Origin of the sequence: Cupriavidus alkaliphilus, assembly GCF_900094595.1 — a bacterium.
GTDB classification, from domain to species: Bacteria; Pseudomonadota; Gammaproteobacteria; order Burkholderiales; family Burkholderiaceae; genus Cupriavidus; species Cupriavidus alkaliphilus.
This window is the reverse complement of sequence record NZ_FMAD01000004.1, coordinates 456,952-480,952: the sequence shown is the minus strand read 5'-3', so window position 1 is coordinate 480,952 and position 24,001 is coordinate 456,952. Positions and strand designations below refer to the sequence as shown.

At 67.8% G+C, this 24,001-nt stretch carries 20 protein-coding genes; 15 read left to right on the top strand and 5 right to left on the bottom strand.

The genetic code is table 11. The features are described 5' to 3' along the window. Nucleotides 1-26 precede the first annotated feature (26 nt). The 3 genes from GA0116996_RS11535 (at nt 27) to GA0116996_RS11525 (ending at nt 4,951) form a co-directional block, all read left to right on the top strand. Nucleotides 27-668 (top strand): response regulator, encoded by a 642-nt coding sequence (locus tag GA0116996_RS11535; protein ID WP_092310964.1) that lies wholly within the window; start codon nt 27-29, stop codon nt 666-668. Between the two features lie 261 nt (nt 669-929). Continuing rightward, nucleotides 930-1,586 carry a response regulator transcription factor gene (locus GA0116996_RS11530; protein WP_092310961.1) on the top strand — a complete coding sequence of 219 codons (657 nt, stop codon included), beginning with the start codon at nt 930-932 and terminating at the stop codon, nt 1,584-1,586. Nucleotides 1,587-1,639: 53 nt separating this feature from the next. Beyond that, nucleotides 1,640-4,951 (top strand): hybrid sensor histidine kinase/response regulator, encoded by a 3,312-nt coding sequence (locus GA0116996_RS11525; RefSeq protein WP_092310958.1) that lies wholly within the window; start codon nt 1,640-1,642, stop codon nt 4,949-4,951. Between the two features lie 25 nt (nt 4,952-4,976). Here the strand turns inward: GA0116996_RS11525 and GA0116996_RS11520 are convergent, their stop codons facing one another. Then, entirely contained in the window at nt 4,977-6,005 is a 1,029-nt protein-coding gene (locus tag GA0116996_RS11520; protein ID WP_244159815.1) for a LysR family transcriptional regulator, read from the bottom strand. On the opposite strand from GA0116996_RS11520, the gene GA0116996_RS11515 reads away from it, so the two are divergent. The 7 genes from GA0116996_RS11515 to GA0116996_RS11485 all read left to right on the top strand — a co-directional run bounded on the left by GA0116996_RS11515 (nt 5,989) and on the right by GA0116996_RS11485 (nt 15,212). Further along, on the top strand, nt 5,989-7,161 hold the full coding sequence (locus GA0116996_RS11515; RefSeq protein ID WP_092310952.1) for a pyridoxal-phosphate dependent enzyme: 1,173 nt from the start codon (nt 5,989-5,991) through the stop codon (nt 7,159-7,161). The two genes, GA0116996_RS11520 and GA0116996_RS11515, sit on opposite strands and share 17 nt — an antisense overlap. A gap of 25 nt (nt 7,162-7,186) precedes the next feature. After that, nucleotides 7,187-8,155 carry a tripartite tricarboxylate transporter substrate binding protein gene (locus GA0116996_RS11510; RefSeq protein WP_092310949.1) on the top strand — a complete coding sequence of 323 codons (969 nt, stop codon included), beginning with the start codon at nt 7,187-7,189 and terminating at the stop codon, nt 8,153-8,155. A 357-nt stretch (nt 8,156-8,512) separates the two neighbouring features. Beyond that, nucleotides 8,513-11,347: an autotransporter family protein gene (locus tag GA0116996_RS11505; RefSeq protein ID WP_092310946.1), complete on the top strand. Its 2,835-nt coding sequence runs from the start codon at nt 8,513-8,515 to the stop codon at nt 11,345-11,347. A 224-nt stretch (nt 11,348-11,571) separates the two neighbouring features. After that, nucleotides 11,572-12,216 carry a DUF1326 domain-containing protein gene (locus GA0116996_RS11500; RefSeq protein WP_092310944.1) on the top strand — a complete coding sequence of 215 codons (645 nt, stop codon included), beginning with the start codon at nt 11,572-11,574 and terminating at the stop codon, nt 12,214-12,216. Next, nucleotides 12,213-13,004 (top strand): DUF2182 domain-containing protein, encoded by a 792-nt coding sequence (locus GA0116996_RS11495; protein ID WP_092310941.1) that lies wholly within the window; start codon nt 12,213-12,215, stop codon nt 13,002-13,004. The genes GA0116996_RS11500 and GA0116996_RS11495 overlap by 4 nt, the downstream gene beginning before the upstream one ends. A gap of 118 nt (nt 13,005-13,122) precedes the next feature. Next, on the top strand, nt 13,123-14,718 hold the full coding sequence (locus GA0116996_RS11490) for an MDR family MFS transporter (protein ID WP_092310938.1): 1,596 nt from the start codon (nt 13,123-13,125) through the stop codon (nt 14,716-14,718). A gap of 32 nt (nt 14,719-14,750) precedes the next feature. Further along, the gene (locus GA0116996_RS11485; RefSeq protein ID WP_092310935.1) at nt 14,751-15,212 is read left to right on the top strand and encodes a MarR family winged helix-turn-helix transcriptional regulator; all 462 of its coding nucleotides are present in this window, start codon (nt 14,751-14,753) and stop codon (nt 15,210-15,212) included. A gap of 35 nt (nt 15,213-15,247) precedes the next feature. Here the strand turns inward: GA0116996_RS11485 and GA0116996_RS11480 are convergent, their stop codons facing one another. Further along, nucleotides 15,248-15,913 (bottom strand): response regulator, encoded by a 666-nt coding sequence (locus GA0116996_RS11480; RefSeq protein ID WP_092310932.1) that lies wholly within the window; start codon nt 15,911-15,913, stop codon nt 15,248-15,250. A gap of 445 nt (nt 15,914-16,358) precedes the next feature. Then, on the bottom strand, nt 16,359-17,315 hold the full coding sequence (locus tag GA0116996_RS11475; RefSeq protein WP_092310929.1) for a LysR family transcriptional regulator: 957 nt from the start codon (nt 17,313-17,315) through the stop codon (nt 16,359-16,361). 784 nt (nt 17,316-18,099) lie between these two features. Between GA0116996_RS11475 and GA0116996_RS11470 the strand changes: the two genes are divergently transcribed. The 5 genes from GA0116996_RS11470 to GA0116996_RS11450 all read left to right on the top strand — a co-directional run bounded on the left by GA0116996_RS11470 (nt 18,100) and on the right by GA0116996_RS11450 (nt 22,379). After that, entirely contained in the window at nt 18,100-18,390 is a 291-nt protein-coding gene (locus GA0116996_RS11470) for a transposase (protein ID WP_092310926.1), read from the top strand. 67 nt (nt 18,391-18,457) lie between these two features. After that, entirely contained in the window at nt 18,458-18,841 is a 384-nt protein-coding gene (locus GA0116996_RS11465; RefSeq protein WP_092310923.1) for a hypothetical protein, read from the top strand. Between the two features lie 51 nt (nt 18,842-18,892). Beyond that, nucleotides 18,893-20,230 (top strand): DUF3300 domain-containing protein, encoded by a 1,338-nt coding sequence (locus tag GA0116996_RS11460; protein WP_092310920.1) that lies wholly within the window; start codon nt 18,893-18,895, stop codon nt 20,228-20,230. A gap of 3 nt (nt 20,231-20,233) precedes the next feature. Next, the gene (locus GA0116996_RS11455; RefSeq protein ID WP_092310917.1) at nt 20,234-21,112 is read left to right on the top strand and encodes a DUF2950 domain-containing protein; all 879 of its coding nucleotides are present in this window, start codon (nt 20,234-20,236) and stop codon (nt 21,110-21,112) included. A 178-nt stretch (nt 21,113-21,290) separates the two neighbouring features. After that, on the top strand, nt 21,291-22,379 hold the full coding sequence (locus tag GA0116996_RS11450; protein WP_092310914.1) for an extracellular catalytic domain type 1 short-chain-length polyhydroxyalkanoate depolymerase: 1,089 nt from the start codon (nt 21,291-21,293) through the stop codon (nt 22,377-22,379). Nucleotides 22,380-22,424: 45 nt separating this feature from the next. On the opposite strand, the gene GA0116996_RS11445 is transcribed toward GA0116996_RS11450, so the two are convergent. Next, on the bottom strand, nt 22,425-22,865 hold the full coding sequence (locus GA0116996_RS11445; RefSeq protein ID WP_092310911.1) for a RidA family protein: 441 nt from the start codon (nt 22,863-22,865) through the stop codon (nt 22,425-22,427). Further along, nucleotides 22,855-24,000 (bottom strand): DSD1 family PLP-dependent enzyme, encoded by a 1,146-nt coding sequence (locus GA0116996_RS11440; RefSeq protein WP_092310909.1) that lies wholly within the window; start codon nt 23,998-24,000, stop codon nt 22,855-22,857. Before GA0116996_RS11440 ends, GA0116996_RS11445 begins: the two co-directional genes overlap by 11 nt. Nucleotide 24,001 lies beyond the last annotated feature (1 nt).

The window sequence follows — 24,001 nt, the reverse complement described above, 5'->3', positions numbered from 1 at the left end:
CGGAACCGAAAAATCAGGGGGTAAGAATGATCAAAATAATCATCGCCGATGACCACCCCGTCGTCCTGGACGGCATGAGCCGTGTGCTCGCCCTTGAAGTGGGCATGCAGGTTGTCGGCAGCGCCACCAATTCGACGCAACTGGTCGCCTTGCTCGAAAGCACCGACTGCGACGTCATCGTCACCGATTACTCCATGCCCGGCGGGCAGTTTGGCGATGGCCTGCCGATGCTGCAGATGCTGCGGCGCCGCTATCCCACCACGCGCGTCGTGGTCATGACCATGCTGGATAATCCGGCGCTGATCCGCAATATCCAGAAAGTCGGCATTTCGGTGATCCTCAACAAGACCGATCCGGTGCAGGAACTGATTCCCGCGGTGCGGGCCGCGTTCAGCGGCCTGAGCTACCAGCCGGCCTCGGTGCGCGCCATCCTCGCCTCGGGCGGGCTCGATGAACTGTCGCGCCGGCCGATCCTGACGCGCCGGGAACTCGAAGTGATCCGCCAGTGCGCGGCCGGCGTGCCAGTCATCGAGATTGCGCGCCAGGCCAATCGCAGCAGCAAGACCATCAGCGCGCAAAAAAGCATCGCCATGAAGAAGCTGGGCCTGGCAAACGATTATGAGCTTTACGAATATGCCCGCACCAATGGCCTGCTTGGGGGCGCCTGATAATCGCGGCCGCATTGCGGCCGCGGCTGCGTGAGCGCCCGGGCTTCAGCTTCCCTTCCTTCGCTTTCTCCTTCTCTTTCTCACTGCCGATTTCCGCGCGGGCGCTGACCCGCGACGTTATGGCCGGTCTGCGCTCGACCGCGCGTCCCCTCGGCAACTGCTGATCAGAAAATACCGCAGACATTTCAGGCTTGGCTGATTTCGAAAGCCGGGCGCATGGCCCATCCTGAAACCGGGACAACGCTGGAGCGAAAAGCGGTCATGGAAAAGATCCGGGTGATCGTCGCGGACTCGCAACCCGTGATGCGGCGGCTGTTGGGCCGGCGGCTCGCGGCCAGCGCCTGCATCGAACTGGCAGGCCTGGTCGCCGACGAGCGCGGCCTGGTGCAGGCGCTGGGGCAAGGCGCTTGCGATGTGGTGGCGCTGCGGTTCCCGCTCGGCAACGGCAACGATGCGCGTTTCGGCAGCTACGCGCGCCTGGGTGCGCGGCTGGCCACGCTGGGGCGGCAACGCGTGGTCGCCATCGCCAACATCGCGGACCGCGCCGGCGTGCTGCAGCTGATCAAGGATGGCTGCCGCAATGTCGTGACCGCCCGCGACCACGCCGATGAGGTCGTGAAGGCAGTGCGGATGGCACACCTGGATCTCGCCTCGGTGTCGGAAATCGCTTGTGACCTGATCTGGGGCCGGCGCTGCCGCGGCCTGGGCGATTTCGACGACTGGGCCGAATTGCTCACCACCCGCGAAAGCGAAGTGCTGCGGCTCTATCTGTCCGGCCTGTCCGTGACCGAAATCGCGGTGCGGACCGGGCGCACCGTCAAGACCATCAGTACCCAGAAGCAGAGCGTCATGCGCAAGGTCGGCGCCGACAACGACGTCGAGCTCGCCGCCTTCGCCATCCAGCGCGGCATGTTGTGAGTCACCCGGCGCCACGCGCGCCCGGGCGGTTCGCGGTGAATACGAGGTAATCCATGAAAAGGCTGATGCCGGCCGACAGCAGCGCCGCATTGCCGTTGAGCATTCGCCAGATCCGCTATCTGGTTTATCTGTTCTCGGCCTGCGTGGTGGGCCTGACCGTATTGTCCTGGGGCGTGCTGCTCCATTACCGGCTGCGCGAGGCGATCGACCGCCAGGGCATGGTGCTGCGCGCGCAGTCCGAGCAGCTGCAGTCGACGCTGCATCGTGCCGAGGCGCTGACCGTGCGCGCGCAGGGATCGCTGGCACGGCTGTCCGATATCGGCCTCGCCAACGATGTCACGGCGGTCCGCGACGCGCAATGGACCGACCGCCTGGAGCGCCGCGGCGACCGCCAGTACATCGCGTTGCTGGTCGCGCCTGCGCACGCCAGCCCGCCGGCCAAGCGCCTGAAGGATCTGGTCGACGTGATGACGTTCACCTTCCGCGTCAACAACCTGCAGTACCGGGACGTGCAGAACGCTTACCTGATCGATCTGGAGGCCGACCAGCTATATGTCATTCCGCGCCGGCTCAGCCCCGCGCGCACGCTGTTGCAACGTGACGACGCGCGCCAGAACTTCCTGCACGACACCCTGCAGCGGCTGCGCAACGATGCGCTGCTGGCACGCCTGCGCGCGCATCCGGCCCAGGCGGTGATGCTGCCGCCGGCACAGGACTGGATCAGCGGCATCCGCACCGTCACCTTTGCCACCCTCGTGCAGGACGGCGGCGAGCCCGCCGCGGTGCTGGCGATGGAGTTCCCGCTGTCGCCGATGCTGCCCGACGGGCAGGCCCTGGACAGCGACTTCATGCTGCTGACCGATGCCGGCATGGTGCTGACTGCCGGCGGCATGCCCGGCGGCCCGCTTGCAGCGCCCGTCGCCGCGGCGCTCGCCGCCGCAGGCGCGCGGCCGGGGACGGTGCGGTCATCGCTGGTGCGGCATGGGCTGCTGCAGCATGAGCTGGTGCTGGAGTATCCGCTCGATGCCTGGGGCTGGCGCACCGTTGCCGTGGTCGAGGTGGGCCGCGTGTGGCGTCAGTTCCGCGAGAATACTTTTTGGATGCTGGGCCTGACCGGTTCGCTGTCGCTGATGGTCTTTGCGTGGATCTGGTTCATCGACCGGCGCATCATGCGGCCGGCGCAGCGCCAGTCCCTGCGCCTGCAGGAAAGCGACGCGCTGGGGCGCTTCGTGATCGAGGTGGCTGGCGTGGCCCTGATGATCGTCGAGCGCAGCACGCGCCAGGTGCTGCTGGCCAATGCCGCGGCCCAGTCGCTGATCGGCCAGGCCACCCCCGCCGGGCTGGCGCAGTTGCAGGACGCATGCGAAGCGCGCCTGGCCAGCGGCGACGCCAGCGCCGAGGGGCCGCCGCAGGTGCTGCCTTGCTTCGATGTCGACATGGCCTGCGGCAACGGCGAGACGCGCTACCTGGAAGTCCGCCTGGTGCAGATCACCTACGAGGTCCGCGCCGCGCTGCTGTGCGCCCTCAACGACGTCACCGAGGCGCGGCGCAGCGAGGCGCGCCTGCGCGAGGCGATCCGCGCGGCGGATGCCGCCAACCGGGCCAAGTCCGCGTTCCTGGCAACCATGAGCCATGAAATCCGCACGCCCCTCAACGGCATGCTGGGCAGCATCGAACTGCTGAGCCTGACCCGGCTCGAGCCGCGCCAGCGCGACCAGCTGGCCGTGATGCAGCACGCCTCGCAATCGCTGATCGACATCATCAACGACGTGCTCGACTTCAGCAAGATCGAGGCCGGACAGATGTCGCTGCAGCCGCGGCCGTGCCGGCTCGACGAGGTGGTGGAGGAAGTGACCCGGGGCTTTGCCGCCGAAGCCGCGCGCAAGCACCTGCGCCTGCTGTGCATCAACGATCCGTCGCTGTCCGAGCCGGTGATGGCCGACGTGCTCAAGCTGGAGCAGATCCTGAACAACCTGGTCAGCAATGCGGTCAAGTTCACCGAACAGGGCAAGGTGATCGTCACGGCCCGGCGCATACGGTCTGCGCAGGGCGGCGGCGCCGAAGGCGTCGAGATCCGCGTGGTCGATACCGGTATCGGCATTGCGGCGCACGACCAGCGCCGCCTGTTCGAGCCATTCGTGCAGGCCGGGCAACCGGATACGCGCCACTATGGCGGCACCGGGCTGGGGTTGTCGATCTGCAGGCGGCTGGTCGAGCTGATGCGCGGCGAGATCCGCGTGGTCAGCGAACCGGGCCTGGGCAGCTGCTTTATCGTCGGCCTGCCGCTGGCCAGTGCCGGCATCCCGGCGCCCGCGGAGCCCTGGCCGCAGACCGCGCTGCGCGGCCTGACCGTTGGCCTGAACGTCACCTTGCAGGAGCTCTACCAGGGCGTCGAGCAACTGCTGCGGTACTACGGCGCACGCGCGGTCAGGTACGATCCCGGCGCGCCCCCGGTGACGCCGGTCGACGTGCTGGTCTGCGACGAAGAGGCGCTGTCGGCCTGCGCCGATGCCGATGTGGTGATTTCCGCGCTGGCACCGATCGCGCCGGACCTCACCCAGACCCCCGTGGTGGCCTCGCCTTATTCCTGGCAGGGCCTGGTCGCGGCAATCGCGGCCGCCGCGGGCGCGGAGGTGGAGGCGGTGCCCGCCACCGCGCCCGCGCGCGCCGAGGCGCCCGCTGCGCAACTGGCCTTGCTGCTGGTGGAAGACCACCCCATCAACCAGGTGGTCATGCGCGAGCAGCTGGAGAGCCTGGGGCAATCGGTCGACCTGGCCGGCGACGGTCCCGAGGCCCTGTCGCTGGCGTCGGGCCGGCACTACGACCTGATCCTGACCGACCTGCAGATGCCGGGCATGGACGGCTTCACGCTGGCGCGGCGCCTGCGCGAGGCGGGACACGCCATGCCCATCGTCGCCATCACGGCGAGCGTGGGACCCGATGTGGCCGAGCGCTGCCGGCATGCCGGCATCGACCGCTGCCTGACCAAGCCGGTCGGCCTGGCCACGCTGCGCGAGCTGCTCGGGGATTTCTCCGGCGCCCGCGTGACCGCACGCACCGCGCCCGACCGGCATGCCGGCGGCGGCGCCGTGCTGCATGCCGATGCGCTGCGCAGCGACCAGCGCGCGCTGGCCGAGGCGCTGCGCGCGGGCGATGCCGACACCTTCGCCCAGCGCCTGCATGGGCTGGCCGGCGCACTGTCGGTGATGGGCCATCCGGTGCAAAGCCAGGCCTGCCGCTGGCTGGAGCAGACCGTGCGGCGCGCCGGGCTGGGCGCCGTCGGCAGCGACTGGCAAGCCATCCGCGCCGAACTGGAGCAACTGGCGGAGCGGCTGGAAGCGCAGTGCGGCAGCCACGCCGCCTGAGCAAGTCAACGCAGCCGTGCCTCCATTACTGCAGATCGGCCAGGCGCTGGCGGCACAGGCTGACGAACTGCTGTGCCGCAGTGGATTGTCCCAGGCTCGGATGGAAGGCCAGGATGGCGCGGAATCGAATCGGAGCGGTCAGGGGTACGCTGCGCAGCCCGAGCGCCACATAGGTGCGGGCGACCAGGGGATTGGTGATCGCCAGGCCGGCACCGGCCAGGGCCAGTGAGCATTGCGTATGGCTGTACGGGGTCGTCGCCACGAAGCGCGGCGCGATGCCGAGTTCGGCAAAGCACGCCTGCAGCCGGCGTTGCGCCGGATCCGCGGCGTCCAGGCCGATCAGCGGTACGTCGACCAGGTCCTCGATGCCGACCTTCGCGCGCGCCGCGAACGGATGCGTTGCCGGCGCGACGCAGACGGCCTGCACCGCGTAGAACTCGGAAGCGGTCAGGCCGCTGGTGTCGGCTTCGTCGCCCATGAAGGCGATATCGAGTTCGCGTTGGAGCAAGCGCTCGCGCAGGCCGCGGGAGCTGTCGACCTCCAGCTGGCAACGCACGCGCGGATAGCGATGGACAAAGTCTGCCACCGCCGCCGGCATCACGCTGGACGCCATGGCGTGCAACACCCCCACGCGCAGCACCGTATCCTCATGCGCGCGCAATTGATCGATCCGGCGTTGCACGGCGTCGAGGCCGACATAGACCCGCTCGACCTCGTCCAGCAGCGACGCCGCCTCGGGCGTCGGCACCATGCGCCCCTTGCTGCGGTCGAACAGCCTCAGCCGCGCCGCCTTTTCAAGCTGCAGCACGATCTGTGTCACGGCGGGCTGGCTGATATGCAGGGCTTCGGCGGCGCGGCGCGCCGATCCCAGGCGCATGACCATGCGGAACACCTCGACCTGCCGGGCGCTGATGCCTGAATCGGCGGCTGTCTCCATCTCTACCCTATAAGTTTTACTTAAGTCGATCATCGGCACGCCTGCGCCGCGGGGTCGTCGCCTGGCATAGACTCGAACCACTTTCACTCCGGCCTTTACCATGCGCGCCAGCGGCAATCCGCCTCCGACCAAACCGCTCATCAACCCGGCCATGCAAGGGCTGCGATGCATCACCTGCCACGCCCGTTATCCGCTCGGCGACATGCCGGAAGGCTGCCCGGCCTGCGCGGCCGCGGGTCATCCCAGCAGCCTTGAAGCCGTCTACGACGCCCAGGCACTGGATTTTGCACCGAAAAGCGGAAGTTATACATGGGGCCATTGGCAGCCCTACCTGGATGGCGTGTCACTGGGAGAGGGCGCCACGCCATGCATTCCAGTGCCAGCTCTGGCGTCGCTGGCCGACGTGGCGTCGGTCTGGATCAAGAACGAAGGCGCGAACCCGACCGGCTCGCACAAGGACCGCATGTCGGCGCAGGCCGTCAGCCGCGCCCTCGATATTGGCGCGCGCGAGGTGGTGCTGGCATCCAGCGGCAACGCCGCGGTTTCGGCCGCGGCCTATTGCGCCGCCGCCGGGCTGGACTGCGAGGTCGCGACCTACCAGGCGCTGCCCGCCGTATTCGACGCGGCGTTGCGCCATTACGGCGCACGGCGCGTGGTTTGCGATAGCGGTCATGCGCGCTGGGCGCATGTGCGCCGGCGCGTCCGCGAGGAGGGCGCCTTCGCGCTGACCAACTACAGCGTGCCGGCGGTGGGCAGCCCCGTTTTCGGCGTGGAAGGCTACCGGGCCGTTGCGTTGGAGTGGGTGGCGCAAGGGTGCCGGCCCGACCATGTCATCGTGCCGACCGCGCGCGGAGACCTGTTGTGGGGCATCTACAGCGCACTGCGGGATCTGGTCGCGCTGGGGCACCTGCCGAAGCTGCCGCGCCTCTGGGCGGTCGAGCCGTTTCCACGGCTGTCGCGGGTGCTGGCGGGCGCGTCGCAGCAGGCCGACTTCGCCGGCACGACGCTTCAGTTCTCCACCGCCGGCTCTACCGTGACCGCCCAGCAAGTCTTTGCCGTCAGGCGCTCGGGCGGCGGCGCGGTGGTTGTCGACGACGCCGCGGCACGCGACGGCACCGGCCATCTCGCAGCCGCGGGATTCTGGGTCGAACTATGCGCCGGCGCGGGCCTTGCCGCGGCGCAGCGGCTACGCGCCGACGGCCGCATCGACCGGACCGAAGCCGTGATGCTGATGCTGACCGCGCGCGGCGACCGCGATCCGGGCCAGGCATGATTTCAAACACCTTGGGGAGACACTCATGACGTTGCGTTACCTGCTGACTGCCATCACCTGCTGCCTCGCGGCCCATATGCCGGCGGCGCTGGCTGCCTATCCGGAAAAGCCGATCCGGCTGATCGTGCCGTGGGCCGCCGGCGGCAGCACCGATGCGCTGGCGCGCGCGGTCGCGCAGCGCATGAGCGAATCGATGGGTCAGCCCGTGGTGGTCGACAACCGTGCCGGTGCCTCCGGCCGCATCGGCGCCGACACGCTGGCCAAGTCCGCGCCGGACGGCTACACGCTGGGCGTCATCGAACTGGCGCACACCGTTGCGCCGTCCGTTTTCCGCCAGATGCCCTACGATGTGTTGCGCGACTTCACGCCGGTTTCACTGCTCGGCGAGGCGCCGCTGGTGCTGTTCGCGGACAGCACGCAATACCGCGCCGGAGAGATCCAGCGCTTCCTGGCGGACTCGCGCAAGGCGGGAACGCCGCTGCAGCTTGCCACCAGCGGCAACGGCTCGATCAGCCATCTGGCCGCCAAGATGCTGGAAAGCCAGGCGGGTATTCCAGTCGACCCGGTGCCGTATCGCGGTTCCGCCCCGGCGCTGACCGATGTCTCCGCGCAACTGGTCAAGGGACATTTCGCCACGCTGGCAAGCGGCAGCAGCCTGCTTGGCGGCAACAAGATCTCGGCGCTGATGGTGACCGGCCCGGCGCGCGTGGCCGCGCTTCCCGGCGTGCCGACCGCCGCCGAAGCCAAACTGCCCGGCATGCAGGTCAGCCAGTGGTGGGCCCTGGTCGCGCCGGCGCGGACACCGACGGCGGTGGTGAACAAGCTTGCTGACGAAGTCCGCGCGGCGCTGGCCAGTCCGCAGACCAAAGCCCGGCTCGACAGCCAGGGCATCGACCTCAAGGCTTCGACCCCCGCCCAGCTGGGTGATCGGCTGCGCACGGAGGTAGACCGCTGGGGGAGCCTGGTGAAGCAATCGGGTATCCAACCGGAATAATCCGAGGGCCGGCGGGCCCTTGCGACGATCCATATCGACTGCCGATTATCCGGAAATCCACACTGCAAGCGCGCTTGTGGCCGTGGATTGTCGATCGACATTAATTACCGTCGGCAATTATTCAAGGAGATCTTGCGAATTCGCTTTGTGGAAAGAGGGATTGCGATAATGCTTGCGCAAAAAACATGGCTACCGTGGCAAGCAATTCGTGCAGGGGATTATTTGCGGGTGCCGGAGAACCGAAAATATTCTTTAGATCGCGCATAAGAAACATTCAATGCGAACGCGCGTTTCAATAAGCATATTATCGGTCTGCTCCTGAAAACGCAGAATAAAAACGCCCCTGGGAGATTCAACTTGGCCAGACACCTTGTCTATGCGTCGCTGCTGGCAGCGTCCGCATTCCATTGCGAGGCATACAGTGCCTGCGTCACCACCACCGGTCTCGGCGACCCCTACAACCCGGCTCCCGGCGAGAGCGTCTCCTGCAGCAGCGCGGCACCCAACCCCGACCCACAGCGGATCGACGCCGTGGCGGGCAGCAGCAATGTCAGCGTCAGCGTGGCGCAAGGCGCCGCGCTCAGCGTCGCCGGCGCCGATGCGGTGCGGCTGCGCAATACCAGCACGCTGACCAACGCCGGCCAGATATCCGCGGCCGCGGGATTTGCCGGCGTGTCGCTGGCCGGCAACGGCAATACGCTGACCAATACCGGCACGATCACGGGCGGCACCGGCGTGCTCGGCGCCGGCAGCGGCAACGCGGTGGTCAACCGCGGCACCATCACCGGCACCGCGGGCGCCGGTGTGTCGCTGACCGGCGGCGACAGCAGCCTGGTCAACAGCGGCAGCATTGCCGGCAGCGGCGCCACCGCGGTGCAGTTCGGCGCCGGCGCGGACAGCTTCACCATGGAGGGCGGCACCATCCAGGGAGCGGTCAGCCAGGGCGACGGCCGCAACCGCGCGGCCATCAGCGGCGGCACCATCACCGGTGCGGTGACGCAGGGCAATATGTCGGACGATTTCCGCATGACCGGCGGGCAGATCGGCTCGCTGGCGCAGGGGGATACGCGCGACACCTTCTTCATGTCCGGCGGCACCATCGTCGGTGCGTTCGAAGACGGCGACGTCGCCACCATGACCGGCGGCACCATCGGCCGGGTCGACATGAAGCTCGACAACAACATCTTCGACATGTCGGGCGGCGCCATCCGCGGCAACCTGGTGGCGGGCTTCGGCAACGACACCATCCGCCTGTCGGACGGCGTGATCGGCGGCAATATCAGCGTAAGCGGCGGCACGGACAGCCTCACCATCACCGGGGGGCGGCTGGAGGGCTCGGCGTTGATGAGCTTCGGCAGCGACACGCTGAGCTGGGATGGCGGCGGCACCGTGCTGGGCCGCATCGACATGGGCCCGGACAGCGACACCGCGACGCTGCGCAACCTCGGCGCCACGCAGCTGGCGCCGACTGCGTCCTTCGACGGCGGCCTCGGCACGGATACGCTGACGCTGGACAACACGCAGGCCGGCGGCGTGGCCCGCTTCGCCAACTGGGAATCGGTGGCGCTGCAGCGCGGCTCGGGCCTGGCGATGGACGGCGACCTGGTGCTGGGCGACAGCGGCACCGGTACCGGCGCGCTGACGCTCGACGCGACCAGCACGCTCAAGGCGGTGCCGGGCACGGCGGCGGCCATTCGCGCGATGACGGCGGGGCAGCTTGCCAGCGTGACCAACGCCGGCACCATCGACCTGACCGGGGGAGGCGCCGCCAACCGGCTCACCATCGCCGGCAACTACACCGGCAACGGCGGCACGCTGAAGGTGGATGCGGTGCTGGCCGGCGACGGTGCCGCGGCCGACCGGCTGATCGTGTCGCAGGGGCGCATCGGCGGCCAGTCGCTGCTGTCGGTCAACAACCTTGGCGGTGCCGGGTCGGCGACGGTCACCGACGGCATCATGGTGGTCCAGGCCACCAACGGCGCCACCAGCGATGCCGCGGCGTTCAGCATGCCGCAGACGGTCAAGGCCGGCCCGTACCAGTATTTCCTGTACAAGGGGGGCGTCAGTGCCGGCTCGCAGGAAAACTGGTACCTGCGCTCGACCATTCCGGTGGTCGCACCGCCGGCAGTGCCCGGCGAACCGCAGCAGCCGGTGCCGGAGCAGGCGCCGGGCGCTCCGGTGGTGCTGCCCCCCGCGATCGTGCTGGCGCAACCGCAGGCAACGCCGGCGGAAGTGCCGATCTATCGCCCCGAGGTGGCGGTGCAGGGCGCGGTGGTGGCTACATCGCGGCAGCTGGCCATGACCACGCTCGATACCTTCCACCAGCGCCAGGGCGAGCAGTCGCTGCTGACCGGCAAGGGCCGCTGGACCGGCAGCTGGGGCCGGATCTTTGGCGAGAGCGTCGACAACCGCTACAGCGGCGGCGCCGCGCCGCAGTTCGACGGCCATATCGCCGGCTTCCAGCTGGGGCAGGATCTCTACACCTGGCAGCGCGACAACAAGCACCAGGACCGCATCGGCTTGCTGGCCAGCTATGCGCGGGCCAAGGGTGACGTGCGCGGCTTCACGCTGGCGCAGTCAGGCGCGCTCAGCGGCTCGCTCGATATCGATGGCTACAGCCTGGGCGCCTACTGGACGCACGTCGGGCCCACCAACTGGTACACCGACGCCGTGGCCATGGTCACCTGGCTGTCGGCCGACATGAAGTCGCGCGACGGCATGGACCGCAGCACCCGCGGCACCGCCACCACGCTGTCGCTCGAAGGCGGCTATCCGCTGCCGCTGGGCAGCCGGCTGACGCTGGAGCCGCAGGCACAGTTGATCGCGCAGTTCGTGTCGATGAACGGCTTCAACGACGGCGTGGCGCAGGTCAGCTTCAATGAATCGAACGCCTATGTGGGGCGGCTCGGGCTGCGGCTGAAGAGCACCTTCGAATCCGGCGGCCGCCTGGTGGAACCCTACCTGCGCGCCAACCTGTGGCGCGAGTTCTCCGGTACCGACCAGACCGTGTACGACGGCGCCGCTGCCGTGCCCACGCGCTTCGGCTCGACCTCGCTGCAGTTCGGCATGGGCGTGGCGGCGCGCGTGCAGGAGCGTGTCAGCCTGTATGCGGAGGTGGACTACCTGACCGATGTGTCCGGCGACTATCGCCAGGCCTGGACCGGGAATCTCGGCATGCGGATCCGGTGGTAGCCGCGTAAGGCAAGGACATCGCTCGAGACGGCCGTCACGCCACGAAACTGGCGACGACGGTCGGCCAGCGATGGCACATCACAAGGCTGTGGGTGGCCGAACGCACATGCTTGCGCAGGTCCCGTCTTGACTTCCCCTTGCTGCACACTAGATTCAAGCCAGACTGCCCATCGTGCGGGGACGATAAGCAGGCGCTTAAGACGTCAAGCGCAAGGAGAACTGCCATGACCCCCTGGGAAATCCAAGGCACCGAGCTGATCAACTGCAATTGCTCGTACGGTTGCCCATGCCAATTCAACGCGCTGCCAAGCAATGGCTTTTGCGAAGCAATGGGCGCGATCTCGATCAGCGCCGGCCATTACGGCGAGGTGCGACTCGACGGCCTCAACATCGCGGTGGTGTTCCAGTGGCCCGGCCCCATCCACGAAGGGAGGGGCAAGTGCCAGCCGATCGTCGATGAACGGGCCGCCCCGGAGCAGCGCGAAGCTCTTCTGAAGATCATGACAGGGCAGGACACCGAGCCGTTCGCAACGATGTTCGCGGTATTCGCGTCGACGCTCGAGCAAGCCTTCGATCCGATCTTCACGAAGATCGACTTCGAAGCCGATGTCGATGCCCGCCGCGGCCGCATCCATGTCGAAGGCGTGTTCGACACCGTCGCCGAACCGATCCGCAACCTGGTGACCGGCGATGAACATCGGGTCCGTATCGATCTGCCGCACGGCTTCGAGTACGAGCTTGCCGAGATCGGCTCCGGCACCAGCCGCTCGCAAGGCAATATCGCCCTGGATCTCAACGGCACCTACGCGCAATTCGCGCGATTGCACATGAACAACAAGGGGCTGATCCGGCATCGCACTGCCGCATGAGCGGCCTCGAATACGTCCTCGGACGCGAGCGCGTCATCACGTCGCTCGGCATCGTCGTCATTGTCGCGTTGTCGTGGGCTTATCTGTGGACGGGGGCCGGCACCGGCATGTCTGCGCTCGACATGACGGCAGTCACGCTTTTTCCGCATCGGCTGCCGGGCGGCATGGGCGGCATGGATACGCCGTTGTCCACCGTCATCCTGATGTGGTGGGTGATGATGGTCGCCATGATGACGCCCAGCGCGGCGCCGGTCGTCCTGCTGTATCGGCGGGTATTGCGGCATCACGACGCTTCCGGTGGCGGGTCTGCCACGTCGATGTTTCTCCTGGCCGGCTACCTCACTGCATGGCTGGCGTTCGCCATCGGTGCGGCAGCGCTGCAACTGGCGCTGCAGCCGAGCGGCCTTATTTCGGCAATGATGCTGTGGTCGAAGAGCGCTCTCCTTTCCGCGACCGTGCTGCTCGCGGCGGGCATCTATCAGTTTCTGCCGCTCAAGCGTGCCTGCCTGGCACAGTGCCGCTCGCCGGCAGCGTTCCTGGTCGCGCACTGGCGTCCCGGCGTCGCCGGCAGCTTCCTGCTCGGCCTGCGCCACGGCGCCTACTGCGTGGGCTGCTGCTGGATGCTGATGGCTTTGCTGTTTGTCGGCGGCATCATGAACATCGTTTGGATCGCCGCGCTGTCCCTGGTGGTCTTCGTTGAAAAGATCCTGCCCGGCGGCGAGCGTGCCGGCCGAGTGCTGGGTGTCCTGTTGATCGTCTGGGCCGGCGCAACCTTGTTGGTGGAGTGAGGCTTCCGCCCGCTCATGGCGGGGGCGCCGGCATGGCAACCGTGTCTGAAACGGCAAGGCAAGGCCGTGGAAGTTGCCCTATAATTCTTGACAATGCAACGATTGATCGAGCAATAAAATGACCCCCGAACCACATAGTCCCCAGCCGGCCGGCCAGGTCCTGCCGTTTCGCGAGTCGCTGCTGGCCATGCTGGGCGTGGCCTTCGTGGTGATGCTGGTGGCGCTGGACCAGACCGTGGTGGGGACGGCGCTGCCCACGGTGGTGGCGGAGCTGCAGGGCTTCGAGTACTACGCATGGGTGGCCACGGCCTACCTGCTGACCTCGGTGATCACCGTGCCGGTGTTCGGCCGTCTGGGTGACTATTACGGGCGCAAGCCCTTCGTGCTGGCCTCGATCGTGGTGTTCTCGATAGCCTCGGCGCTGTGTGGCATGGCGCCGAACATGCCGTTCCTGGTGGCGGCGCGCGCGCTGCAGGGCATCGGCGGCGGCATGCTGGTCGGTACGGCCTTTGCCTGCATCGCCGACCTGTTTCCGGATTCGCACGTGCGGCTGCGCTGGCAGGTGATGCTGAGCGCGGCGTTCGGCGTTGCCAATGCGGTAGGTCCGTCGCTGGGTGGCCTGCTGACGGAGTGGTACGGCTGGCGCGCGGTGTTCTACGTCAACCTGCCGGTGGGCGTGCTGGGACTGTGGTTCGCCTGGCGCTACCTGCCGCATCTGCGCCAGCAGGCGCATCGCGGACCGATTCGCGTCGACTGGCTGGGGGCGCTGCTGATCGCGGCCGGGCTCGGCAGCTTGCAGATGAGCGTGGAATTGTTGCCGGCGCGTGGCCTTGACGCCTATACCGCGGGGCTGCTCGTGCTGGCGGCGGTGGCACTGGTGGCGCTGTGGCAGTGGGAGCGGCGCTGCGCCAATCCGATCCTGCCGGTCGAGATGTTCCGCGATCCGGGGCTGGCACCGCTGTTCAAGCTCTCGGTGTTCGCCGGTTTCACCATGTTTGCGCTGCTGCTGTATGCGCCGCTGCTGTTCCAGGGCGGCTTCGGCTACTCGCCGAAGGAGGCCGGGGTATTGATCACGCCGCTGGTGGTCTGCATCACCGTCGGCAGCATCCTGAACGGCCGCATCGTGACGCGCATCCGCCGGCCCAACACCATGCTTTACGCCGGCTTCGGCATGCTGGCGCTGTCGTGCCTGGGGTTGTCGCAGGCCACGCGCGGCATGCCGCACGGCGTGCTGATGGCCATCATGCTGGTCGGCGGCCTGGGCCTTGGCTTTATCATGCCGAACCTGACGGTGTTCGCGCAGCAGACCGCGGGGCGCGAGCACCTTGGCATCGCCACGGCCATGCTGCAGTCGCTGCGCATGGTGGGCGGCATGGTCGGCACCGCGATCGTGGGCACGCTGGTGACGCGCAGCTATACCGGTGGCGTCGAACAGGCGCTGTCCGGCGCCAATGCCACCCAGTGGGCATCGCGCATGGCGGACCCGCAGGTGCTGATCGACAAGGCGTCGCAGCTGGCGCTGCTCGGCCAGCTGGAGCAGGCCGGGCACAATGGCGCATTGCTGCTGGAGCAGGCGCGCGTGTCGCTGGTGGGGTCCATCCACCTCGGCCTGGTGGTGGCGGGTGCGGCGGCCGCGCTGGGCGTGTGGTGCGCGCGCCAGGTGCCGTCGATCAAGCTGACCCGCGCCGCCGCGCCGGCGATGGCGGCGGACTGAAGCCCGGCGGCAACTTACCCTGAGGAGAACGGATGGAACTGGAGCGACAGAGCGTGGCCGTATTGCAGCAGTTCGGCCGAACCTACCGCGCCTATGCGGGGGCGTTCGAGCAGCGCATGGGACTGCCCTTGCCGCGCTGGCGCATCCTGCATGCGCTGCATCACCAGGAGGGCGCCATCGGCCAGAAGGCGCTGGCCGACCTCGTCGTCATGGACCCCGGCGCGCTGACGCGCCAGCTCAAGGCCATGCAGGAACTGGGCTGGGTCGAGCGCACGACGTCCGAGCGCGACAACCGCGTGACCCATGTCACGCTGTCGCCGGCCGGGCGCGAGGTGGTGGCACGCGCCATGCCGCTGCGCTCGGCCTTTCTTGAGGACGTGCTGTCCGAGGTGTCGCCCACGACCATGCGCGAATTGTCGCGCGGCCTGGCGCGTCTGGAGGCGGGCATTGCCCATGCGCAGGCCCGCGCGGCGGAGCCGGCCGACGCGGCCTGATGGCTCGGTGCCCGCGGCGGTGCGCGGCACTGCGCTCAGCCGCTCAGCAGCAGGCCGTTGAGCGCGGCAAACTCGAACAGCTCGCGGTCGTTGGTCACGCCGAGCTTCTGCATGGCGCAGTTCTTCTGCCGGCTGATGGTCTTGACGCTGCGGCACAGCTGGATGGCGATTTCGCTGACCGAGCGCCCGGTCAGGTATAGCCGCAAGACTTCCATTTCCCGCCGCGACAGGCGTTCCGCGCCGGCCCGGCCCGCACCTGCCAGGCTGCCCGGGTCGGCCTGCGACAGGACTTCCATGGCCGACTTGCCGATGTAGTGAAAGCCGCGCTGGATGCGGTACACCACCGTGACCAGTTCGGTCAGCGGCGCGTCCTTCAGCACCAGTCCATGCACCTGGGTATCGAGAATGGAGCGCAGTACCAGCGGGTTGGTGATCATGGTCAGCACGATCACCGCCATCGACGGATGGCGCCGCCGCAGGCTTGCCAGCAGCCGCAGGCCGTCGCTGTTGCGTTCGCCCTGCGCGGGCATGTGGTAGTCCGTGATGACGACATCGGGGCGCAGGCTGTCGATACTGTTGAGCAGCGCCGTCGCGCTGGTGACGCTGCCGCAGACTTCCCAGCCGGTCTGGGTGTGCAGGCGGTCGGCGACGGCCGCCGCGACCAGCGGGTGGTCGTCGGCAAGCAGGATCCTCAATGCCATCGGGTTGCTCCTCGATTCTCGTTCAGGCGGCGCAGCCTTCGGCGAACGTCAAGAAAACGCCGCACGCCAAGAGGACGTGCGGCGCAAAAATGACGCCAGACAAGGAGGCGCCGGACAACTGCTCGCATCGCCGCCGGTCCGGGCCAGACGGGAGACGGCCGGACTGCGGCAATGCCATGGCAGCATAGCGGCGAGTGGGTCCGGCGGAACTAGGAGGATTCGTAAATCAGGGCGCGAAAAGATCCTTGCGCCTGCCAGCGCGTGCGAGCGCAGGCGGGCCGGCAATTCGGAAAGCCATCTCGGGAAGAGGATGAACGGCGCGGGTGTCGCCGATCCGTGACAACGATCGGTGACAACGATCCGTGACAACGATCCGTGACACGAAAGGGCGCAGCCGCCTTGCGGCGGACAGCGCCCGTTTGTACCCTGGCTATCGCGCCTGGCGTCAGGTCGTGGCGGCTTCGACCGGGATTGCCGGACGGCCGTTGCGGCGCCCGTCAATGGCCTTGAGCGGGTCGCGCAGCACGGCGCTGCCGACCTCCATCACGTCGTGCAGCACGCCCTGGTCGCGGCTGCGCTCCGGCCCCCAGAAATGCACGGCGGCCCATTCCGGGAAGGTGCTTGGCGGCGCCAGCAGCCGGGTCTTGCGCTCGCGCGTGACCAGCGGCACGTTGAAATCCAGTACCGGGCAGACGCCGCCTGCGGAATGCAGCAGCGTGATCTGCGTATGCCAGGACGGCACTACCGTCTCGCGATGGCCGGGTGTGCTGGCCTGGCGGCTCAGGAAGACACGCAGCGGGCTGCCGGCCTCGCTGTCTTCCTGCAACAGGATCCACGCACTCTCGCTCTCCTGGCTGCCGCCGCGCGTGGCGCTGACCAGCCGGCGCGGCGTCGCCATGATGTTGTGCTGGCGCACGTGTTCCGGATCATGCCCGCTGTCGACGACGAAAGCGCAGTCCAGTTCGCCGTCGCCCAGCTGGCCGGCAAGCGCAGCGTCGGCAATTACCGGGCGCGTGACAAAGGTATCTTGCGGAAACTGCTCGCACAGCGCGGCCAGAATCTCGGTGATGACGGGATCGCCGATCGATGAGGAAAAGCCGATGGAGACACGCCGGCCGCCGTCGCGGCGCTTGTTCAGGCCTGGTTCGCCGGGCCGCACCAGGTGGTTCCATTTCGCCAGGATCTGGCGCGCCGTCTGTTCCAGCCGCAGCGCATGCGGCGTGGGCTCGAGCATGCCGTTGCGCTTGACGAACAATGGATCGCCGGTGATCTCGCGCAAGCGCGCCAGGCTGTAGGCCACGGTGGGCACGCGTCCCTGGGTGCAGGCGGCAACCGCGCTCAGGTCACGGTACTCCATGACGAGAACAAAGACATGCAACAACTTCGTGCTGACATGACGCATTCCGACTTCTCCTGATACACAGCTTCGCTTTCTTGTTCTTTTTGTCTGTCCGACCCAAACAGCGATGCGCCTGTCATGGCGCGCATGAAACCAGGGCGCTCCGCGGCGCGTTGGCCATGCCGCGCGAGCCAAGGGGTCAGGCATGAAGTCCCGCACGCAAGGCGTCGGCAGGATGTTTCACCACACGCGTGACACGCCAGTGTCCACGCAGCTCAGACCCACAGCTTAGCGACTCTTTGATCCATCAAATCCGGCGCATGCCGACGGCCGGGATGGCTACCGGCATGCGGGGCGACTTCTGGGTAGTGCGCTGCCGGGCCGCACTTCTGCCGGCGCCGCAGGGGCGCCGTGCGAAGGCGTGTGAAATTTAGTTATGCCGAGGAATCTTAATACATGCTTAGCAAAAGTCATAGAAACTTGAATTGATGACTGACCTGTCAATTCTTTTTTGATGCTTTTGTATCGCTCCGAATACATGGCTTGCCATCAGCGTTTAAGGGCCGATCTGGCGCCAAATACCGGTTCTGGACACGGTATTTCATCCCCCGCTTGGGTGACATTTGCATGCAATCAGTCCATGCAATTTCCAAATTGGAATAACGAAATTTGGTGGCGCATGCCAATGGCTGCTACCGGTGCACCGCGATAATTTTCTTAACTCGCATTGCGAAGACACTGAATTGCCTTTTGCGGCGGCCCTGGGCTAACTTAGGGCGAGAGTCGGCACGGTTGGCGTCGCGGCTGTGCGACGCCTGGGCCCCGCCGTTGCGAAGCGGAGAGATTCGTGAACAGACGGTATTCGGAAGAACAGATCCGCGGATATCTGGCCGAGGCGGCCAGCGGCGTGCCCGTGCGCGAGTTGTGCGCGCGCTATGGCTTCAGCGATGCATCGTTCTACGGATGGCGCACCCGCTATGGCCAGCCCGGCAACGGCGAGGCGCGCGACGGGCGCAAGCTGCGCGAGCTGCAGGAAGAGAATGCCCGGCTGAAGAGTATGCTTGCGGATGCGCTGCTCAAGCTTGAGTTGATGCGCAATCGTACCGGCCGTCGCGGCGGCAACAGCAAGGACCGCTAGCGGCGGACGGTTCCCGCAACATGCCCACGGCAGACGACACGCCGTGGATGGCTCTGGAGTGATGGGTTTGACGAAGTTTCTGATCAAGGCGGGCATGCTGGCATGCGGCGCCATGGTGGCTGCCCCGATGTGGGCAGCTGGCAATGCCAGCGCGGCTGCGGCCGCTTCGGCGGCCGGTACGCCGATGGTGGCGCCGCCACCGCCGCGCATGCTGGATGAGGCCACGGCGGTGGTGGAAGGGCCTGGCGGCACGCTTTCGGCGTCGCAGCGGCAGCACTGCCAGGGCTTGCTCGACCAGATCAACGCACTGCCCGGCGGGCCGCAGTGGTCCACCGGCAAAGGTTCGGTCACCACGGCTGACGGGCGCACCTACCCGACACTGGAACGCCAGGCGGATCGCAAGCGCCTGGAAGAAGCGTATCGCCAGCAGTGCGCGCAGGAGCGCCGCTGAGCGGCGCACTGCGGGCGGCCGCTGTCACTTGCGGACTTGTGGAGCGTCAACATGCATCGTCTTCAACAGCTTTTCGCATGGTGCCTGGCACTGATGCTGATGGCGCCGCTGCAGCCCGCGCTGGCGCAAGCCACGCTGAGCCAGGCGCAGCTGGACCAGCTGACCGCACCGGTGGCGCTGTATCCGGATGCGCTGCTGTCCCAGGTGCTTATGGCCGCCACGTATCCGGCCGACGTGGCCGCGGCGGCGCAGTGGTCCAAGGCCAATCCCAGCCTGTCGGGCGATGCCGCGACCAAGGCGGTGGCCGGCCAGAACTGGGATCCCAGCGTGCAGTCCCTGGCTGCCTTCCCGTCGGTGCTCGACATGATGGGGCGCCAGCCGCAGTGGGTGCAGTCGATCGGCGATGCGTTCCTGGCGCAGCCCAACGACGTGATGGACTCGGTGCAGCGGCTGCGCTCGCAAGCGCAGAAAGCGGGCACGCTCAAGACCACTGAGCAACAGAAGGTGGTGACCCAGAGTTCGGGCGGTACCACCATCGTGCAGATCGAGCCGGCCAATCCGCAAGTGGTCTACGTGCCGACTTATAACCCGACCACGGTCTACGGCACCTGGCCGTATCCGGCCTATCCGCCGGCGTATTATCCGCCGCCGCCAGGCTCGGTGTTCGCCACGGCGCTGGTGTCCGGCATCGGCTTCGGGCTGGGCGTGGCCGCGGTCGACGCGATGTGGGGCGGGTTCGACTGGCACGACCACGATGTCAATATCAACGTCAACCGCTACAACAACATCAACGTCAACCAGCGCCTGGACGTGAATCGTGCCAACGTGAACTGGCAGCACAATCCGGCCCAGCGCGGTAATGTGCCCTACAACAATGCGGCCGTGCGCGGCCGCTATGACCAGCAGCGCCAGGCCGGCCTGGCCAATCGCCAGGCGGGGGCGCAGCCGGGCCAGCGCGTCGGCGGCGCCGGGGCGGTGCAGCGCGAACCGTCCGCGCGCGACCAGGCACGCGATCGCGCCGCGCGCTCGTTCGAAGGGCGTACCGGCCAGGCCATTCCCGGCCATGCCGGCGGCGTTGCCGGCCGCACCGAAGGCACGCGGCCCGGCGCGGGCGACGCCGGCGCGCGCAATCCGCGCCCCGCGGGTGCCGAGCACCAGCGCGCGGACCAGGCCGCGGCGCGCGACCGCGCCCGCAATGCCAATCGCGACAGTGCGCTGCGCGACGCCGGCAACGGCGAACGCATGCGCCAGCAGACCCAGCGCGCCGGCTTGTCCCAGCAGCAGGTGCGTCCGGCCGCGCACAACGCTGGCGGCATGCATCAAGGCGGCGGGCTGGGGGGCGGGGGCCGGCGGGGCGGCGGCGAACATTTTGGCCATGGCCGGAGGTAAAGCATGATGCGCAAGACCGGTAACCTGATCTCCGCCGTCGCCTTGGTCCGCGGTGCGCGCGTGCTGCCTGCGGTGGCTGCAGCCCTGGCATTGACGCTGGCCGTCCCCGCCGCGGCTCAGCAGGTCTATCCGAACCCCGAAGCGGCGGCCGATGCGCTCGGCGATGCCATCGCGCGCAGCGATGGCGAGGCGCTGAAGCGCGTGCTTGGCCGGCAATACCAGTCGCTGGTGCCACAGGGCTCGATCGACCAGGATGACGTCTATGACTTCCTGGGCGCATGGGCGCGCCACCACGCCGTGCAGCCCGAAGGCGACAACCGCGCGCGCATTGCGGTGGGAGAGAGCGGCTGGACCTTCCCCGTGCCGCTGGCCCGGCAGAACGGCGGCTGGCAGTTCGACCTGCCCGCCGGCAAGCAGGAAGTGCGCCGCCGCCGCCTTGGTCGCAATGAGCTGGTCACCATGGAAACCCTGCTGCAGCTGGCAGACGCCCAGCAGCGCTATGCGGATCAGATAGGGCAGGGCCGCTTCGCCCGGCGCCTGATCAGCTCGCCCGGCAAGACCGACGGACTCTACTGGCCCGCCGCCAGCGATCAGGACGCCAGCCCGCTCGGTCCCGACGCGCTGGCAATGGGTCCCGAAACGCCCGCCGCCGACGCCTTCTATGGCTATCACTACCGCATCCTGCCGGTGGGCAAGGGCAGCGAGGCCTCGTACGGCCTGATCGCGTGGCCCGCCCGCTATGGCGATAGCGGTGTCAATACCTTCATGCTCGGCAGCGACCGTGTGTTCTACGAACGGGACTTCGGACCCGGCACGGCCGCGCGCGCGCGGGCCATACGCAGCTTCTCGCCCGAAGGCTGGAAGCGCGTGGCCGATCGCTGACATCTTCCGCTTGCGCCGCCCGGCGGTGATGGGCCGCCGGCGGGCCACGGCATCGCCAAGGTTTCGTTTCGTTTTTCCGACGCATAGCCGCCCATGGCGGGTGGACGGCTCACGCCTGTGGTATGCTGCAACGCAACAATAAAGGCATAGGGGGAGATTCCGTCACAAAGGAGTCCTCATGACGAAGAGCCTTGCAGCAGACTGGCATGCCCGCATGCGGCGTTTGAGCCGCGTGCAGACCCGCACGGAAGCCCAGGTGAAATCCTGGCTCCGGCGCATGGATTCGCTGAATCCACTTACACCGACGCACCTGCCCGACCCGCCCCGGCCTGCCCGGCCTGCGCGCCCGCTCGCCGATCCCGGCATCCTGCCCGGCACCTGGCAGGCCCACCGCCTGCGCCTGGCACCCATGCCGGGCGAACTGGTGCCGCAACTGTCATATCACCTCTACATCCCGTCGAAGGCCCATCGCGGCCCGCTGCCGGTGGTGGTGGTCCTGCACGGCTGTCGCCAGACGCCGGATGACCTGGCCGCGGGCACGCGCCTGAATGCGCTGGCCGAACGCGAGGGCTTTATCGTCGCCTACCCGCAGCAGCCATTGCGCCGCCAGGTGCAGCGCTGCTGGCAGTGGTTCGACCTGAGCGCGGCCGACGGCGGACGCGAGGCGCAGGCGGTGGCCGCGCTGGTCGACGCGCTGGCGGCCCGCCATGACGTGCGCGAACGCGAGATCTACCTGGCGGGCATGTCCGCGGGCGCGGCCATGGCCGCGGTGGTGGCGTTGCGCTATCCGGACAAGGCGGCGGCCGTGGCGCTCCATTCGGGCGTGGTCATCGGCGCGGCCGCCAACCCGCGTGCCGGCTTGCGCGCGATGCAGGCGGGCTCCGAGGCCGAGCCCGCCTGGCTGCTCGATGCCGCCGGCGTGACGCCGGGCGGCCCGGAGATGCCCGCGCTGGTGATCCATGGACTGGCCGATGACGCGGTGCATCCGGTCAACGGACGGCTGCTGGCGCGACAGTTCCTGGCCTACAACGGCCTGGAAGACCGCCTCGCCGGCCGCCCCGCGCGCTTCGAGCCGGATGGCAATGTCCCGGGCCGGTCGCATGAATACCGCTTCGGCCGCTGGCACCGCGACCTGGTGACGCTGGTCGAGGTGGAGGGACTGGGCCACGCCTGGAGCGGTGGCGACGACCGCTACAGCTACCACAGCGATGTCGGGCCCGATGCCAGCATGATGATGTGGCAGTTTTTCCGGCAGCACCGGCGCTAAGGCGAGCCCGCGGGCGACGCAAGAAAAGCCACCCCCGGCTCCCCGCTAGCCACTGGATTCAGTGTCCACGGCATCGTGCAGCACGACCGCCACCGCTTCCACCTCGACCTTCAAGCCGAAGTGAAGCGCACCCGTCGGCACCACGGCCCGCGCGGGACGTGCCGCTCCCGCCCACGCGGCATAGATGTGGTTGAAGGCGGGCCAGTTCTCGATGTTGTCGACATAGACGCGCACCTGGGTCAGTCCCTCGATGCCACTGCCCGCGGCAACCAGTGCTGCCTCCACGTTGGCCAGCGCCTGTCGCGCCTGCCCTTCGAACGATGCGTCGACAAGCTTGCGCCCGTCCGATGCAAGCGGGAGCTGGCCGGAGACGAACACCATACCGTTGGCGACCGTGGCGTGGCTGTAGTGGCCCCCTGGCGCCGCCAGCGTGGTGGGATGAATGGCGCGTACCGCGCCATCTCGTGCGTTGCGCTTACCATCCATGCAAGCGGCTCCATTCGGTGATTTCACCCGTCTCGGCGAGAGCGTGGTACGTGGGGAACTGCGCACCGGTGGCGCAGGCGTGGTTGGGCAGGATGCGCAGCAGCGTGCCGATCGGGAAGTGCTTGGCGATGTCGGAGTCCATGCCGCCTTCGCGCGACAGGATGCCGTGTTCCTGGTTGGCGCCGCTCAGGATGTAGCCCGGAATCACCGCGCCGTCGATTCCGCACACCTGGCCATAGCCGAAGTCGTGCTTCTGTTTCTGCGTGCCGCGGTCGCGGCTCATGGCCATCCAGCCGGCGTCGACGATGGCCCAGCCTTTTTCGGCCTGGTGGCCGATCACGGTGGTCAGCACGCTGAGCGCTACGTCCTCGGTCGAGCAGACCCCCACGTTGCGCATCACCAGGTCGAAGAACACATAAACGCCGGCGCGCACTTCGGTGACCGCCTGCAAGCTGTTCGCGGAGAGGGCCGTGGGCGTTGAGCCCACGCTGACCACCGGGCAGGGCAGGCCGGCTTCGCGCAGCCGCTCGGCGGCGAGCGCGCAGCCGGCCCGTTCCTGCTCGGCCATCGCGGCCAGTGCCTCGGGGGTATCCAGGTCATAGCTGGAACCGGCGTGCGTCATCACGCCGCCGAGGCGCGCGCCACCCTCATGGAGTACGGTTGCGACATCGAACAGCGCCGGCTCGTCCGGGCGAATGCCGGAGCGGTGGCCGTCGGTATCGATCTCGATCCAGACCTCGAACGCTTCGCCATGCTCCGCGCCGAAGGCGGCGATGGCACGCGCGGAGTCCACGTTGTCGGTCACGATCTTGAGATCACAGCCCCGGCGGCGCAGCGCCAATGCTTGTGGCAGCTTGCTTGCCACCATGCCCACGCCGTAGAGGATGTCGGTGATGCCGTCGTCAAAGCATTGCGCGGCTTCTTTCAGCGTCGAGACCGTGATGCCGCTGGCGCCCGCCAAGATCTGCGCGCGCACGACCTCAGAACACTTGCTGGTCTTGACGTGCGGGCGGAAGCGCACGCCAAGCGCGTCCATGCGCGCCTGCATGCGGCGGATGTTTCGCTGCATGCGCACGGTGTCGATGATTGCTGCGGGGGTTTCCAGGCTTGTCAGCGAGGCGGCGGAATCGGTCATA